Origin of the sequence: Virgibacillus salarius (assembly GCF_039521925.1) — a bacterium.
In the GTDB taxonomy this organism is placed as follows: Bacteria; Bacillota; Bacilli; order Bacillales; family Amphibacillaceae; genus Virgibacillus; species Virgibacillus salarius.
The window spans coordinates 14,702-31,570 of record NZ_BAAACY010000053.1; the positions used below are offsets into that span (position 1 = coordinate 14,702).

15 protein-coding genes are annotated in these 16,869 nt (G+C 35.7%); 12 read left to right on the forward strand and 3 right to left on the reverse strand.

Features of this window, described 5'->3' with window-relative positions:
- Window positions 1–912 precede the first annotated feature (912 nt).
- The gene (rpsD, locus tag ABDZ84_RS07365; protein WP_026681455.1) at window positions 913–1,515 is read right to left on the reverse strand and encodes a 30S ribosomal protein S4; all 603 of its coding nucleotides are present in this window, start codon (window positions 1,513–1,515) and stop codon (window positions 913–915) included.
- A gap of 337 nt (window positions 1,516–1,852) precedes the next feature.
- On the opposite strand from rpsD, the gene ABDZ84_RS07370 reads away from it, so the two are divergent.
- On the forward strand, window positions 1,853–3,664 hold the full coding sequence (locus ABDZ84_RS07370) for a diguanylate cyclase (protein WP_166530176.1): 1,812 nt from the start codon (window positions 1,853–1,855) through the stop codon (window positions 3,662–3,664).
- 79 nt (window positions 3,665–3,743) lie between these two features.
- Here the strand turns inward: ABDZ84_RS07370 and ABDZ84_RS07375 are convergent, their stop codons facing one another.
- Window positions 3,744–4,226: a GAF domain-containing protein gene (locus ABDZ84_RS07375; RefSeq protein ID WP_026681454.1), complete on the reverse strand. Its 483-nt coding sequence runs from the start codon at window positions 4,224–4,226 to the stop codon at window positions 3,744–3,746.
- A 112-nt stretch (window positions 4,227–4,338) separates the two neighbouring features.
- Here ABDZ84_RS07375 and refZ point away from each other — a divergent pair, with 112 nt between their 5' ends.
- From refZ to ABDZ84_RS07405, 6 genes are all read left to right on the forward strand, one after another.
- Window positions 4,339–4,980 (forward strand): forespore capture DNA-binding protein RefZ, encoded by a 642-nt coding sequence (gene refZ, locus ABDZ84_RS07380; protein ID WP_026681453.1) that lies wholly within the window; start codon window positions 4,339–4,341, stop codon window positions 4,978–4,980.
- Window positions 4,981–5,246: 266 nt separating this feature from the next.
- A complete protein-coding gene (gene ezrA, locus ABDZ84_RS07385) occupies window positions 5,247–6,938 on the forward strand; it encodes a septation ring formation regulator EzrA (protein ID WP_026681452.1) in 1,692 nt (563 codons plus the stop codon).
- A gap of 114 nt (window positions 6,939–7,052) precedes the next feature.
- On the forward strand, window positions 7,053–8,192 hold the full coding sequence (locus ABDZ84_RS07390; protein ID WP_343780748.1) for a cysteine desulfurase family protein: 1,140 nt from the start codon (window positions 7,053–7,055) through the stop codon (window positions 8,190–8,192).
- Between the two features lie 5 nt (window positions 8,193–8,197).
- On the forward strand, window positions 8,198–9,397 hold the full coding sequence (gene thiI / locus ABDZ84_RS07395; protein WP_343780750.1) for a tRNA uracil 4-sulfurtransferase ThiI: 1,200 nt from the start codon (window positions 8,198–8,200) through the stop codon (window positions 9,395–9,397).
- 128 nt (window positions 9,398–9,525) lie between these two features.
- Window positions 9,526–9,726 carry an alpha/beta-type small acid-soluble spore protein gene (locus tag ABDZ84_RS07400; RefSeq protein WP_026681449.1) on the forward strand — a complete coding sequence of 67 codons (201 nt, stop codon included), beginning with the start codon at window positions 9,526–9,528 and terminating at the stop codon, window positions 9,724–9,726.
- 353 nt (window positions 9,727–10,079) lie between these two features.
- Window positions 10,080–11,690 (forward strand): amidohydrolase, encoded by a 1,611-nt coding sequence (locus ABDZ84_RS07405; RefSeq protein ID WP_026681448.1) that lies wholly within the window; start codon window positions 10,080–10,082, stop codon window positions 11,688–11,690.
- Window positions 11,691–11,741: 51 nt separating this feature from the next.
- On the opposite strand, the gene ABDZ84_RS07410 is transcribed toward ABDZ84_RS07405, so the two are convergent.
- Complete coding sequence (locus ABDZ84_RS07410; protein WP_026681447.1) at window positions 11,742–12,542, reverse strand: NAD kinase; 801 nt, start codon at window positions 12,540–12,542, stop codon at window positions 11,742–11,744.
- Between the two features lie 213 nt (window positions 12,543–12,755).
- Between ABDZ84_RS07410 and ABDZ84_RS07415 the strand changes: the two genes are divergently transcribed.
- The 5 genes from ABDZ84_RS07415 to ABDZ84_RS07435 all read left to right on the forward strand — a co-directional run bounded on the left by ABDZ84_RS07415 (window position 12,756) and on the right by ABDZ84_RS07435 (window position 16,795).
- A complete protein-coding gene (locus tag ABDZ84_RS07415; protein ID WP_161629273.1) occupies window positions 12,756–13,334 on the forward strand; it encodes a DUF2953 domain-containing protein in 579 nt (192 codons plus the stop codon).
- A 5-nt stretch (window positions 13,335–13,339) separates the two neighbouring features.
- Window positions 13,340–13,813, forward strand: a complete 474-nt coding sequence (gene ytfJ, locus ABDZ84_RS07420; RefSeq protein WP_034679108.1) for a GerW family sporulation protein — start codon at window positions 13,340–13,342, stop codon at window positions 13,811–13,813.
- A gap of 159 nt (window positions 13,814–13,972) precedes the next feature.
- On the forward strand, window positions 13,973–14,473 hold the full coding sequence (tpx, locus tag ABDZ84_RS07425; protein ID WP_026681444.1) for a thiol peroxidase: 501 nt from the start codon (window positions 13,973–13,975) through the stop codon (window positions 14,471–14,473).
- 137 nt (window positions 14,474–14,610) lie between these two features.
- A complete protein-coding gene (locus ABDZ84_RS07430) occupies window positions 14,611–15,612 on the forward strand; it encodes a class I SAM-dependent methyltransferase (RefSeq protein ID WP_026681443.1) in 1,002 nt (333 codons plus the stop codon).
- Entirely contained in the window at window positions 15,605–16,795 is a 1,191-nt protein-coding gene (locus ABDZ84_RS07435; RefSeq protein ID WP_026681442.1) for an acetate kinase, read from the forward strand. Before ABDZ84_RS07430 ends, ABDZ84_RS07435 begins: the two co-directional genes overlap by 8 nt.
- The last annotated feature ends 74 nt before the right edge of the window (window positions 16,796–16,869 follow it).

The following is a 16,869-nucleotide window of genomic DNA, read 5'->3' on the forward strand; positions in this document are numbered from 1 at the left end:
AAACCGACAACTTCAAAACTTCAATGATGATTTAAAATCATTGAGTCTTGAAAATTGTCGGTTTTACTTCAACTAACTTCAACAAAGTTTTTTGAAGAACTACCTTTTTATACGTCATATTACTTTATGTTTTAACTAAATTCTAAGAAAACATCGGTATAACTTTAATTTAGTCGCTGATTATGAAATAAATCGATTTATGTTACTCTTTCCCTTTATATTAGGGTACTTTTTCATCCAGTCAATATTAAATATTAAAAGAATGCTAAAGGCCTAATTATTTAAATAGGCAAAAATAAACATCTGCCGATTATTAAGTTAAGTATAAGATATGCCAAATTTTAAATATTGTCAACAAGAAAGTCGCCATAAACTATTTCAATGAAATTCAACTTAGTTGTTGGAACACGGAGAATGAAGTATCAATTTCTTCTCTTATAAACAACATATTTAACGTATTAGTTAATACATTCCTTTACAAACTCATCAAAAAAAGTTGTTTGTTGCACAGTATGTGTCTACTACGCAATATAAGAGTTACTCCCACAATACGGCTTGTTTATGGAAGACTGACCTTATTTGAAATCAACCCAATTTATATACCAACTATAATAACATTTTTGATTTCAAAAACTATGGCAAGGAGGTACATATCACTAGAGGGTGTAATCAAATAATAGATGGACTACTACATCTATATTTCATCAGTCAGCCCGCAACACATGTAGTGAACTGCTCTTTTCTTTCCATCCCTTCATCCATGCCAGTAATTTATTTGATCCCAAAATAGGCTCTAATTTAGTTCATTATCCTGCATCATTTTGCAAAATAGATAAAAATAAAAAACCCTTTAAACGTTGATACAACAACATTACAAGGGCTTTTTGTGCATTACTTTGCAATCTAAAAGGATTAACGAGAGTAGAATTCAACAATAAGCGCTTCGTTAATTTCAGCTGGAAGTTCTTCGCGCTCTGCATAGCGAGTGAACGTACCCTCTAATTTATCAGCATCAAATGTTAAATATTCAGGGATGAAGTTATTTACTTCCACTGCTTCTTTAACAATATCAAGATTCTTAGATTTTTCACGTAGGCTGATAACTTGACCTGGTTTTACCATGTATGATGGAATATCAACGCGACCACCGTCTACAGTAATATGACCATGATTTACAAGCTGACGTGCTTGTCTGCGTGTACGAGCAAGACCTAAACGATATACAAGGTTATCTAAACGAGAGTCAAGCAAAATCATGAAGTTTTCGCCGTGAATACCTTTCATTTTACCAGCTTTGTTAAACAACGTACGGAATTGACGTTCGTTCAATCCATACATAAAGCGAAGCTTTTGCTTCTCTTGTTGTTGTAAACCAAATTCTGAGATTTTCTTGCGTTGGTTAGGTCCATGTTGACCAGGAGCGTAAGGGCGTTTATCTAATTCCTTACCAGTTCCAGTTAATGAAATGCCAAGACGACGTGATTTTTTCCATACTGATCCAGTATAGCGAGCCATAAGACATTTCCTCCTTTTTATTTTATTTGCATAAAACAAAAAGCCGTGTTCCTAATCACCTGACCATGATGTTTTCATGTATCATCGCTCCAGCAGCTAAGAGTTACGCGATACACCTCATTACAGAGGAACAACATGCATACAAGTGTTGGTTCACTAAGGCTACTTAATTATTTTACACAAAGACTAGTATATAATTTTTAATGAATATAGTCAACCATAAATAAAATTTGGAAAAATTATCAACTTCATATAGGAAAAATGAACTATTTCATATATAATAAAACTATAAAATAGTTCATTAGACTCATTGATGATAATGAATGAGAGGTGATAAATGATGAAAGACAGAGATTTGATTCAAGGGAACCTGCAGCAGGCATACTTTCAAATTACCTCTAATCTATCCCATCTCTCTTATGAAGAAAGTCTACATAATATGATAAAAGCGATCAAGCAGGTATTGCATCTAAAATGGGTAGGTGTATATCACTATCTACGTTCAACTAATTCGTATCACATTCAGTTGATGGACCCTTCAAATGAAATAAACGTATTAAACCAATTACCATTGAATGCTATATCAAATGATAATCAGTTTGGAAAGTGCATAATTGATCGATCTTCTGTATTTTATTTAAAGCTAAAAGATAGAAATTTTTCCAAGGTATTAGTGTGTTTTAAAGCATTTCAAATCGATCCTACTATACTTGCGATTGTTCAATCAGAATCTCAGAGGTTGATAATGCAATTGGATCAATATTATCCACAACAAATAAACTACCCGTTTTTATATGATCTTTCCATTTGTATATTTACCATGAAACGGAAATCTTCCATCTTAAATGAAGTCATTGATGCAATTCGTGAAATATATCCAACCCATTCGCTACACTTATTACTCGCACATGATACGGAAGTTGATTATAATTTTTCAGTAAAGTCGATGGCGTATACGGATGATAGTACAAATGGTTTTGGATCTAAAGCGTTCATGACTGAGGAGGTTCAAATCGAGAAAAGAAAAGGAGGTGCAGGTGAAAAATTATATGTTCCTCTAACGGGAAGGCAAGGTGTGTATGGTGTTATCCAATTGATTTCAAAAAGCTGTGATGTATTCGCGAAAAGCGATGTAGATTTTATAACACATATTGCTCAAACAGCTGGAAAAGCAATAGAAAACGCAAGTCTACTCGAAAATGCAAATTTGCTGATCGCGGATTTAAAACTAATTAATGAAGTTACACATCAATTGAATTCCAATTTAAATTTGACTGATATTACAGAATTTGTTCGAAAAAAAATCAAAGAGGTATGTCGTGCTTCGGAAATAGGTTTTATTTTTCAACGGTCTGATGGATCGTATGCTGATGTTCTAACTGCGAGCACTGCCTACTTTAAAAAAGAAGAAAATCAGAGTCTAGTGGATAAATTACTGAAGGATATCGTTCATCCAACATTTTATGGGAAGTTTGAATATATTCCAACATTTCCTTATCATTCGCTTATGATTATTCCGTTGCGACAAGACATCCATACATATGGTCATGTTGTGATTATGCATGAAGCGTCCTATTTCTTCTCGTTTGAAGTGTTTAAATTATTGCAATCATTGATTCAACATTGCTCTTTAGCACTCGCCAATGCTATCTTAAAAGAGGAATTGGAAAAAGCGGTTATCACAGATTACTTAACAAAATTATATTCGAGGAATTATTTAGAAAAAGTTGTCATAAATCAAATGAAAACAGCTAGAATGGGCTCATTAATTTTATTTGATATTGACGATTTCAAACGAATTAATGATACATACGGTCATCATGTTGGAGATGAAGTACTTAAACAAGTGGCTGATGTAATAATGAGGTTTTCTGAACAAGATGCTATTCCTTCCAGATGGGGAGGGGAAGAATTAGCCATATACACTCCTAACCTATCAATTGATGATGCGGTCCAAATAGCTGCAGGCATTCGTGAGCAAGTAGAGGAACGGACTAATCCAACTGTAACACTATCTTGTGGCGTTTCTTCTTGGTCAGAGGATTTCGATGATTCCGTAAGTGAGCTTTTTATTCGTGCAGATAAAGCACTATATGAAGCGAAGCATAGAGGGAAAAATAGTGTAGTGAAGCGTGTAAAAGATAGATAAGTTCTTATAAATGGAAGAATTAAATCGGCTGGGCTTTCCGCACAGCCGATTTCCAGTTATGATCTATTATTAGGTATACTTAGGGTAAATAAGTTTGTAATGCATGAACAAACTTTTCTAAATATTCCTGATCAATTTCATCAAAGCGATCCATCATCGGACTGTCAATATCAAGAACACCGTAAACCTTATTATCTATAATGATAGGGACAACGATTTCAGATTTGGTAGCACTATCGCATGCGATATGACCAGAAAAATTATGAACGTCAGCTACCCGTTGGGTTGATTGCTCTTTAACAGCAGTTCCACAAACACCTTTTCCATAACCAATACGGATACATGCTGGTAATCCTTGGAACGGACCTAACACAAGCTCATCTTCTTTCCATAAGTAAAAACCAACCCAATTTGTATCGGAAAGAAATTGATTTAATAAGGCTGATGCGTTGGAAAGTATGGCAATAGCATCCGTTTCATCTTCACTTAATGCTTGCAGTTGACGAATTAATAACTCATAATCTTTTAGTTTATTTCCAGAATATATACTTGTTTGGAACATTTAGATTTTCCTCTCTCTTTAGTATTTCGACATGTATGATAAATATTGTCGAGCGAAAATTGCAGGATAAATCATCTCTATGTCGTAATGGAGATGTAAGGAGTTGAATCGTATGAAGACTAATCTCTCGAAACAAAAAGTAATAGAAGCAGCTTCCGCATTATTTTTTCAAAAAGGATTTCATGGCACTTCTGTTCGGGATATTGCGGAGAAGGCCAATGTTAATGTTTCGCTTATTAGTTATTATTTTAAAGGAAAGCAAGGGCTGCTGGAATATGCGGTTACGGACTATTACGAAAAATATCTTGATACCATGGAAGAAGCGTTAGAGCATTATCAAGACTTATATGCTTTGGATCAGTTAAAGGAATTAATTTTCATCATTATACAGTATAAACAAAGTAATCATCAATTCTCTTGTTTTATACATAGAGAATTGTCGCTAGATTCTGTATTCGTTAGAGAGATGGCTGTGACCTATTTAGCGAAGGAAAATTATTTTATTAGCAGGGCATTTTTTAGTGTACTTGATAAACAGCATTCATCAATTAATGATCGAAATTATTTATTAATGCAGTTAAAAGGCATGCTAATTACGCCATATATTATGCATAATGAATGGAAAAATCATATTATTGGTGATGGTTCGCATGATTTATTCGTTACAAATTATGTAAAGACGATTCATCGATGGTTGGACTTTTTAGTCGAGGTTTCAGGTGAAAAAATAGCTGAGGATGCACATGGCAGATGATGTCGCGATTTACTAGTGAAATAGGCACGCTGACGATTGTCGTACAATACTATACAATCACTTGCTAATTTTTATTATGTATAAATGAGTACGGACTTACCTATAGCGTGTAGAATAAAAAATTGGCTGAAACCCCAATTTATTTGTATTTTTTTAGCAAAAATTGTGTTTAACATGGTATTATTATAATTAGATTATTATTAGCGACGATTATTTTATTTTTGTAAACGTCCATCCTCTTTAGGAATTTAGTTGGGAGGCATTTTATGGCATACATCATAGGCATTATACTAATAGTTATAGCACTTATTATTACAGGACTTATCTTACGAAAAAGGGTATATGATGTTGTTGATCGTTATGAAGCCTGGAAAATGGACATTATGGGTCGAAACATCGCTTCAGAGCTCTCCCGTATAAAAATATTAAACTTATCAGGGGAAACACAAGATAAATTTGAAGCGTGGAAGGATCGCTGGGAATATATAGTAACAAAAGAGCTTACTGATATTGAAGAACATTTATTTGATGCAGAAGAAGCGGCGGATCGATATCGGTTCTCGAAAGCTAAAAAAATCCTGGCTAAAGTCGATCAGATATTGCAATCCGTGGAAAAGGATATAGAGAAGATTTTAATGGAAGTAGAAGAACTGCTTGAATCCGAAGAGTCCAGTAGAAAAGAAATAGAGCATGTTGAACCTACAGTAAAGGCGTTACGTAAACAGCTTTCGCAAAACAGATATCAATATGGAAAAGCGGAAGCCTATTTTGATAAAAAAATGGATGAACTGGAAGCACAGCTAACTAATTATCATCAACTTGTCGAGAATGGAAATTATATAGAAGCGAAGCAGCTCGTCGATCAATTAAAGCTATCTGTGGATAGCCTAGAGGGAGAGTTAGATGATTTTCCACAATTATATAAATCATGTAAGCAGGAATTACCTAGTCAGTTAGATGATTTATATACAGGTTTAAAGGAAATGAAAAATGAAGGTTATCGTGTGGATCATCTGGCTTTTGAAAAAGAAATACGCAAATATCAGGAAAGACTTTTACATATAGTTGGCGCTATGGAGAGTGGTGACTTTTCTGAGGCAGAAGGTGCCATAGAGGAGATAGATGGACGGATAAAGGAAATGTATCAGCTGCTCGAAAAAGAAGCAATAGCTAGGAATTTTGTGGAAACAAAAGTTCCGACCTATCAGAGTACGTTAAAGGAAATTACAGACACATTTGCTGGTACTAAAGCGGATGTTGAGCTATTAAAGAAGGCTTATTATTTTGAAGATAGTGATATGGAGAAGTATTTAACATTAGAAAAGGCAATCGGAAAACTAAACACGCAATTTGAAGAACTACTAGATAAAATCGAGAAAGAGAAATCTCCACACACAAAGCTACGTGATGAGTTAGAAGCTGGCTTTGTGCAAATTGAAGAGCTAAAAGAAAAACATGAAGCGTTTAAAAAGCGCATTCGTAATCTTCGTAAGGATGAGCTTGAGGCGAAGGATAAGTTGACGGAAATGCGAAATCAGTTGTATAGTATTCAGCGTAAGCTCAAGAAAAGTAATGTTCCTGGAATTCCAAGTAATATATGGAACTTAATAGAAACAGCTGGAGAAAAAAATCAACGTGTGATGAAAACATTGGAAAAACAACCGCTAGATATGGCAGAGGTGCAACAAGCTTTAAATGATGCGAAGAATGCTGTAGAGTATTCCATGGAACAAACAGATCTTATGTTGGAACAAGCTTATTTAACGGAGCAGGTTATCCAATATGCGAATAGATATCGTAGTCAGTATCCATTATTAGCTGCAAAGCTAGCCGAATCAGAACGGTTATTCCGAAATTACGAGTATGAACTATCGTTGGAGCATGCAGCTAAAGCAATCGAAGAAGTTGAACCTGGCGCGTTAAAACGAATTGAGGAATATCAAGAGGTATTGAATTAAGTAAATAGGACTTAATAGAAAAAGGATATTATATAATATCCTTTTTTCTAAGCAAAGAAATTAATTAAGAAGGCGGCTTGGTGTAATTCTTCTAGGAAGTTAGGAGTTAGTTGAATGATTTATTTAGATAATAGTGCTACAACAGTGCCTGATTCAACAGTATTAAAAAGTTTTGAACAAGTATCTACTACTTTTTTTGCTAATCCATCTTCTATTCACCCATTGGGAGGAGAGGCAGAAAAACTTTTAATTCAAGCTAAGAAACAGGCTGCTGAAATTCTATATGTAGCGGAAAATGAAATTATATTCACTTCTGGAGGTACAGAAGGTAATAATATTGCTATTAAAGGTATTGCTTTAGAGCATCAAAGCAGGGGTAAACATATTATCACCACTCAGATTGAGCATCCTTCTGTAGATAATGCCTGTAAAAGCTTGGAAAAATTAGGCTTTGAAATAACATATCTACCAGTGAATAGGGATGGGGTAATTGCCTTATCAGACCTAAAGCAAGCAATAAGAAATGATACCATTTTAATTAGTATTATGCACGTGAACAATGAGCTAGGTTCGATCCAACCTATAGCAGAAATCGGAAAAATTGCAAAACAATATCCAAAATTATTTTTCCATGTCGATTATGTCCAAGGGTTAGGGAAAGTTCCATTAACCTTAAGAAATAGTGGAATAGATCTTTGTACGATGTCTGGTCACAAAATTCATGGTTTAAAAGGAACTGGCTTATTGTTTGTAAAGAATGGAACAACTCTTTTTCCGTTATTTCATGGCGGAGAACAGGAGCAGGCGATACGTTCGGGAACGGAGAATTTAGCTGGAGCAGTTTCGATAGTAAAAGCCTTACGCTTAATCATGGAAAAGGAACGATTATACAAGCAGAGGTTATATGAATTACAACGTTTTCTTCGTGAGGAACTGGAAAAAATAGAAGCTGTTAAAGTAAATACGCCTATACATGCGGCACCGCATATTATTAATTTTTCGATACCAGGGATTAAACCAGAGGTAATGATACACATGCTCAGTGAAGAAGAAATTTATATATCAACAAAATCAGCTTGCTCTTCTAAAAAGTCAGATGAAAGCAAAATTCTCGCGGCTTGTGGGTTTTCTGATGATAGAGCAGTATCTGCATTACGAGTAAGTCTTTCTTATCAAAATACAGAGGAAGAATTAACTAATTTTATTCACGTACTGAAAGAGAAAATTCAACAATTTAAAGAAGTAATGGAGTAGATAACATGCAATATGATCATATTTTAATACGCTACGGAGAAATGGCGTTAAAGGGTAAAAATATAAAACAATTTATTATCCGTCTACAAGAAAATATTCAACATAAATTAGCTGCATTTCCAAACATAAAAGTAAAACGAACACAAGGGAGAATGTTTATTTTACTAAACGGTCATGATGCTGAGCCAATTATCGAAAAATGTAAGAATATCTTCGGAATTCAAAGTATGAGTTTGGCAATTAAGGTGGAGAATGATCCCGATAAAATAAAAGAAGCCGCTTTATATGCTTTAAAAAATGCTACAAATGTAAACACATTTAAGGTATCTGTGAAGCGGATTAATAAAGATTTCCCCATTGCTTCACAGGAAATGAATCAAGTATTAGGTAGACATTTATTAATCAATACGAATGAAATTAAAGTGGATGTGCATCATCCTGATTTAGAAATTAAAGTCGAAATAAGACTAGAAGCAGCTTATATTACGTCAAGTGTTATTCAGGGACTTGGAGGTCTTCCGGTAGGCACATCTGGTAAATCACTATTATTACTTTCAGGTGGTATTGATAGTCCTGTTGCTGGCTACCTAGCGATGAAGCGAGGGGTGCAGATTGAAGCTATTCATTTTCATTCACCGCCATTTACAAGTGAACGTGCAAAGCAAAAAGTTCTGGACTTAGCTAAACAATTAACAAAGTATGGTAAATCGATTCAAGTGCATATCGTACCGTTTACCAAACTCCAGCAAGAAATTTTTAGAGAAATGCCTGACGGTTATGCAATGACAATCATGCGGAGAATGATGATGCGTATAAGTGAACGGGTGTGTGTGAACCAAGAGATCTTATCGTTGACTACTGGTGAAAATCTTGGACAAGTAGCGAGTCAAACCATGCAAAGTATGAATACAATTAATGAAGTAACTAACTATCCGATTATTCGACCATTGATAACAATGGACAAAACAGAGATCATTAACATATCAAGAGAGATTGGTACCTACGACACGTCTATTTTACCTTATGAGGATTGTTGTACGATATTTGTACCTAAGTCGCCAAAAACGAAACCAAAAAGAGAAAAAGCAAATTTGTTTGAATCGAAGAAGGATTTTACAAAATTAATGGATGAAGCAATTGCTGGAATAGAAACGATAAAAGTATCAGCACGAGATACAGAGACCAAGTTTGATGGTTTGTTCTAAGGAAAGGCAGAAGACTGGATTATTAATGTCTGACCATATCCCTTAATTTGTCAGGAACTACCATTTAAAAATATGTATGCTTTCTCTCCTTTGTACACATTCTATAAGTACCAAGGAGGTGAGTTAACATGGCAGCAAATAATTCTTCAAATCAATTAGTAGTCCCTGGTGTTCAACAAGCTCTAGATCAAATGAAATATGAGATTGCTCAGGAATTTGGTGTACAATTAGGACCAGATTCAACATCTCGTTCCAACGGTTCTGTTGGTGGTGAAATCACTAAACGTCTTGTTCAAATGGCTGAACAACAATTTGGTGGAACAAAATAACTTAAATTAAATAGTTAAAATGGCTATAGGGCTATCCGGTTTGGGTAGTCCTTTTTAATTGTCTAGGAAATGAAGGAAATTATAATATTTGCCCATATGGATAAATAAGGGTGTGTTGAACTGCGTCCAGCGCCAGTGCCCAGAAACGAGGTGACTTCATGAATCGCCCTACATAAGTCATCATCTGCTCGCAAGCTCACCGTGATTCCTTTATCCCCGTTGACTCGCTCCAGTCGCTTGCGCTTTGTTCTCATTGATAAACCTATTATGACTATAATCCCTCTTGATTCCTATTCAGAAAATAAGTAAGGTATGTATATAACATTTTTCTAATGAAGGAGATCGAAGAAGCTATGGGAACACTATGGTTTGGTGGACCGATCTACACGATGGAACGTGAGGATGTAGTGGTAGATGCTGTATTTACCGAGGAACATCAAATAGTTGCTATTGGAACATATGAATATTTGTATCATACTTATTTTAATCAAATAGATGAAGCAATAAATTTGAACGGAAAAACAATGTTACCAGGATTTGTTGATAGTCATTTGCATATTATTTGGCATGGTGAGAAATTACTTCGGCTTGATCTTTCCCAAATGCAATCAGCCGAAGAAGTATTAGAAGCACTGTTTAACCGAGCTACAAATCTTTCTGAGGGAGAGTGGCTCGTGGGTGAGGGCTGGAATGAAAACCATTGGGATGAACCACTCATTATTCACAAAACTGCACTTGACGAAATTGTACCTCATAATCCTGTCATGTTGTCTCGAGTATGCCGTCACGCTATTTTAGCTAACAGCAAAGCAATAGAACTGGCAGGTATTGATACTGTAAATAAAACAGCTAATCCAAAAGGTGGCGTTATTGAACGAGATGATGATGAAGAGACAACGGGTTATTTCTTGGATACTGCTCAGGAATTAATAAAGCAAGCAATGCCAACTGTTTCACAGGCTTATCTAGAACAAGTAATCTCAATCGCTATAGATGATCTTCTTTCAAAGGGCTTAGTTGGAGGACACAGTGAAGACCTTAATTATTTTGGTGGATTTGATAAGACTTTTGGTGCTTTTAAACATGTGTTGGATGGGAAGGAGAAAATATTTAAAGCGCATTTACTCGTCCATCATGAAGTTATGGAAGACATGATTCATGCTGGGCTAGGGTATTTGAAGGGGCCACGTTATGCAGAGCTTGGCGCAGTCAAAATATTTTCGGACGGAGCATTGGGGGGGAGGACAGCATGGTTGTCTACAGATTATGCGGATGACATTGGAAACAGAGGTTTTGCAATTCACAGCATACCTGAGTTAGAGGAACTCGTGGCTAGGGCACGTGTCTATCAGTTGCCAGTAGCAGTTCACGCCATTGGAGATCAAGCCGTTTTAGAAATTGCATCCATATTGAGTAAATATCCGTTAGCAACGAATGCTCGCGATCGAATTATCCATGGACAAATTTTAAATAAACAAGCCTTTGAATTACTAAAGGAGCTTCCTGCTGTCGTAGACATCCAACCGACCTTTGTTGCTTCAGATTTCCCTTGGGTAATTGATCGGCTGGGACAAAAACGGCTAGACTTAGCGTATGCTTGGAAATCTATGCTTCAGCACGGAATACATTGTGCTGGTGGGTCTGATGCACCAATTGAGAAAGTGGATCCGTTACTTGGAATTCAAGCTGCGGTTATTCGTAAATCCTCTTTTGATGGAAAAACATACTTACCTAAAGAAGCGCTGACTATATTTGAAGCCGTACAATTATATACGACTGGTAGTGCTTATGTAATTAATCAAGAGAATAGTAGAGGTTTGATTACGGAAGGTTATCACGCTGATTTCACTATTTTGGAGAAAGATATTTTCCAAGTCAATCCAAATGAGATTCACGAAATTGACGTTGCAATGACAGTAATTGACGGGAAAATTGTATATGACAAGAACCTTTCTTCTATTTAATTAGATCGGTTCTTGTCCGTATTATACGTTATATGCTGCTTCACGCTCTAGTTATAAAAACGTACGTTTTACTCTGTCCCAATAGGAGTTATTTTTTAATTTCACGGTTTTAATAACATGGTCACTTAATGTAACAGAAATATCCCTTATATTTCGAATGGAGTATGCTTCATTGTCAAGACCGATAATTGGATAATCATTACCATCCTGCTGGACTGATAACGTTAACTTTCTATCACTATTAAGAACAAAAGAAGAACCCAGGGTGCGATAACGATTATTATTTATGGATGCTAACTCGGTAACTTGAAAACAAGGAATTTTTGGGTCAATGACCGCTCCATTCGTAGATTTATTATAACCTGTACTTCCTGTTGGTGTTGCAACAATTAGTCCGTCCCCTCTGAAGGTTTCGAAGTGAATGTCATCAATAAACACATCCATAACGATGGATTTAATAATAGTCGAGCGGACACTAATTTCATTAAGGCAATAAAAACTCGTCTCACCATTTAATTCCGCATTAATCACAGGAAAACGACGAACTTCCATTTCTTCATATTGGATTGTCTTCAACATTTCATCAACATTATCCATATTAAAATCGCAATATAGACCTGATTCCCCCGAACGAGTTATTCCTGTATAAAGGCAATCTTGACGAAAGCCTGTCTTACGTACAGCTTGTAAGAAAGCACCGTCACCTCCAATACTTACAATAATATTAGCATGTTCGAAATCGTTTACAATTGTAAAACCATTTGACTCTGCTAATTGGTATAGGGCATTTAATTTATCTTCAAGCCCTTGGTCACTTAAATAATAGAAGAAAATATTTTTTCGATCAGTCATATTCTTTTGATACCCTCCCAAATGTGATGACGAGATGCACTTTATACTACTATCTACTTTAAGCTATTAAGCAAAGCAGTATAACCATATTCTATCATGTTTTGTTGCTATTATCCTAGTGGAGTAAAACGAATGATTAAAATAGGAAATTTGAGGAAAAATAGGAACAGCTATGAAACTGAGGTGATGAAAATGTGGGGGTGGGCTATATTTATGATAACCGTGATCGCGATTGCTGTTATCTTTTTATTCTCAAAGCTAATCATTCATGTTCAAGGAGCATATTGCCAAGCAAATACTTCTATAACGATACGGATTTATTGGTGGAAAATTCCGATTATAAGACGAACGATGATGTTAGATGATTTCGAAAGTAACACGCCTGCTATTAATTTTCGTGAATTACCGAGTAAACTTAATGAGGCGCTTCATATCCTACGTCAAGGTCATAAAGCAATTTCGGTTATGCTACAGAAGATGAAATTCAAACAAATGAAGTGGCATACGGTAGGTGGTACTGGTGATGCATCACTTACAGGTATTGTATCAGGAGGTGTCTGGACAGTAAAAGGTGTTATCATAGCATGGCTTCAAGAACATGGGATTTTTAATTGTCATCCAGATATTAAAGTTGTACCACTTTTTCAACAGAAATATATACAATCCGAAATTTATTGTATTGTTTCTATTCGAATAGCACAAGCTATAAGTGGATTTCTTCAAGTCATGAGAATAATGGCTAATAATAAGAAGCTATTGATACATCAAGCACAAATGTATAAAAGGAGTTGATTGTGATGGAAGAGCATCCTATTCAAGGGCTAATGACTACTGCAATGGAAAATTTGAAGGATATGGTAGAGGTAAACACAATTATTGGAGATCCTGTTCAATCTCCGGATGGCAGTGTTATTATACCTGTGTCCAAAGTTGGTTTTGGATTTGCTGCAGGTGGTAGTGAGTTTAATTCTACAAGTAGTCAATCCCAATCCGATAGCAGTAGTGAAAGTGGTGAAGCAACACTTCCATTTGGAGGAGGTAGCGGTGGAGGAGTATCAATTACACCGGTAGCATTTTTGATTGTCAGTGAAAGAGGAATTAAGATGGTTCATTTAGATCATCATACACATATCTATGAAAAAATGATTGATTTTGCGCCACAGGTTGTAGAAAAGGTGCAACAGATAATGAAAGAGTCAAGTCAACAGCAAGGTTCAAAGAAACAAGAAAATAAGAAACCTAAAGAGATGCCTACCCAATATGATATTTAATGGTTGTATAAATGCAACTCATACACCATTCTATAATGTAAGCGTAGCTAATTCCGTTCACAAATATTTCTAGATTTCATAGCCATAAATTATTGGACATGCACCGCTATTCAATTCATAATGAAGAAGGAATACAATTATTTAGGAGGAATGATTCATATGGCAAATGTTACATTCCAACAAGAACCTGTCACACTTGTAGGTAATGAAGTGAAAGTTGGTGATGAAGCACCTTCTTTTAAAGTACTATCTAATGATTTAGAAGAAGTTACATTAACTGATTATAAAGAGAAGGTTAAGCTGATTAGTGTTGTTCCTTCCATTGATACAGGTGTATGTGCAGAGCAAACAAAACGTTTTAATGAAGAAGCTGATCAGATTGAAAATGTTAAAGTTTTAACGGTGAGTATGGATTTACCATTTGCACAAAAACGCTGGGTTAACCAACATGATATTAAGAAGCTTGATACATTGTCAGACCACCGAGATGCTCATTTTGGAAAGAACTATGGTGTTCTTATAGAGGAGTTACGTCTGCTAGCAAGATCTATATTTGTTGTTGACTCCAATAATATAGTTACTTATGTAGAATATGTTAAAGAAGTGAGTAATCATCCGGATTATGATGCTGCCCTGGAAGCTGCCAGACAAGCTAAATAACTCGAACGGAATCTCTCTCAGTAAATGAGGGGGATTTTTACTGTGTGCTACAGAACTTAATTAGCATTATTTTGTACATAGTCCCATTTCCTTTGGTACAATAGAAACGCTCTGAAGGAACGAATGGAGGATGCTATATGGAGAAATCAAATGTCGAAACATTGTATGAATGGATAGATGAAACGACAAATAAGATTCAACAGTATGTTAATGAACCATATCTGGAAAGCTTAGGTTATACGATGGAAATCGTATTTATGCAAGAAGTGCCAGATAATATAGATGAAAGCCTAGCAATCAAATTACAGCAAGCTTTAGTCGAATTAAAAATAGATTCATTCTCAGCTGAGGAAGTAAGAAAAGCTAATCAGCTTGCTATTCTAAAAGGAATGAAAGGCTCTACTCAACAGCAGCATTTAATGACACCAGAAACAGTATCGCTAATGATTGCGTATTTGGCAAATAAATTATTCGATGACGCCGAAAACATTCGCTTGTTTGATCCAGCTGGTGGAACTGGAAATTTAATAACTGCGGTTCTAAGTCAACTACCACAAATCAAAGAAGCATTTGCAAGTGAAGTTGATTCAACTTTAATTCAACTAGCTGTTTGGAATGCGAACTTGCAGAAAAAGAATATTGAGTTTTTCCATCAAGATAGTCTTCGTCCATTTTTATTGGACCCTGTAGATTTAATCGTAGCTGATCTACCTGTTGGATACTATCCAGACGACTTACGTGCGAGTGACTTTAAACTTAAGGCCGATAAAGGTCATTCTTATGCGCATCACTTATTTATAGAGCAAAGTCTTAATTACACAAAACCAGGCGGATACCTTATTCTAGTTATTCCAGAATTTTTATTTGATAGTGATCAATCAGACAAGCTTCAACAATTTATTCATGATTATGCTCATATGGTTGGCATCCTAAGGTTGCCAGAAAGTGCCTTCAAATCTGATAAGCATCGAAAAAGTATCTTAATACTACAAAAAAAAGGACAGCAGACAGCATCTCCTAAACAACCACTATTGGTTAAAATGCCTTCTTTCAACAATACGAGAGCAATGGGAGATATTTTAGGTCAAATAAATAATTGGTTCCAAACGTATAAAAAGGAGTTGAACAGCAATGAGTAATGTATTGGCAATAAACGCCGGTAGTTCATCTTTGAAATTCCAATTAATACAAATGCCAAACGAGCGCGTTCTAGCAAAAGGGCTAGTGGAACGAATTGGTCTAAATGAGTCAGTATTTACAATGGATGTTCAAGGTGAAAAAGATAAATTTGTGGAAGAGATTCCAAACCATGAAGAAGCAGTAAAGAAACTACTAGCATCATTAACGTCTTCTGGGGTCATTACTTCACTTGATGAAATAAATGCAGTTGGTCATCGCGTAGTTCATGGTGGGGAACGTTTTAGTGATTCAGTTGTCATTAACGACAAAGTTATTGAAACGATTGAACAAGTGTCGGAATTGGCACCTTTGCATAACCCTGCAAATTTGACGGGAATTCATGCTTTCCGTGAAATTTTACCGGAGGTACCAATGGTGGCTGTGTTTGATACTGCATTCCATCAAACGATGCCAGAGTCATCTTATCTTTATAGCTTACCATATGAGTACTATAAAGATTATGGCATACGTAAATACGGATTTCATGGTACATCACATAAGTATGTTTCGCAGCGAGCAGCGGATCTGATGGGTCTGCCATTGGAGAACCTGCGCCTTATATCTTGTCACCTTGGTAATGGTGCAAGTATTGCAGCTATTCAAGGTGGTAAGTCAATTGACACATCAATGGGCTTCACTCCATTAGCTGGGGTAACTATGGGAACACGCTCAGGTAATATAGATCCGGCGCTTATCCCTTATATTATGGAAAAAACAGGAAAGTCCGCGGATGAAGTGATTCATGTGTTGAATAAGGAAAGTGGTATGCTAGCTTTATCTGGATTCTCAAGTGATTTAAGAGATATTGAACAGACAGCTCAAGAGAATAAGCGAGCAGAATTAGCTTTAGAAGTATTTGCAGGTCGTATTCATAAATATTTAGGTTCCTATGCAGCGAAAATGTCTGGCGTAGATGCCATTATCTTTACTGCTGGAGTTGGAGAAAATAGTGATGTGATCCGAGAAAAGGTTTTACATGGTCTTGAATTTATGGGGGTTTACTGGGATCAAGCACTCAATAAAGTTCGAGGAAAAGAACAATTTATTAATTATCCACACTCTCCAGTTAAAGTAATCGTAATCCCTACAAATGAAGAGGTTATGATTGCCAGAGATACAATCAGACTTTCACAAATTAGTTAGTTAAAAGGTTTTGGTGTGGTTGAACCATAGCAAAACCTTTTTTATAAAATCATAATGGATGGGAGAGGTATTAA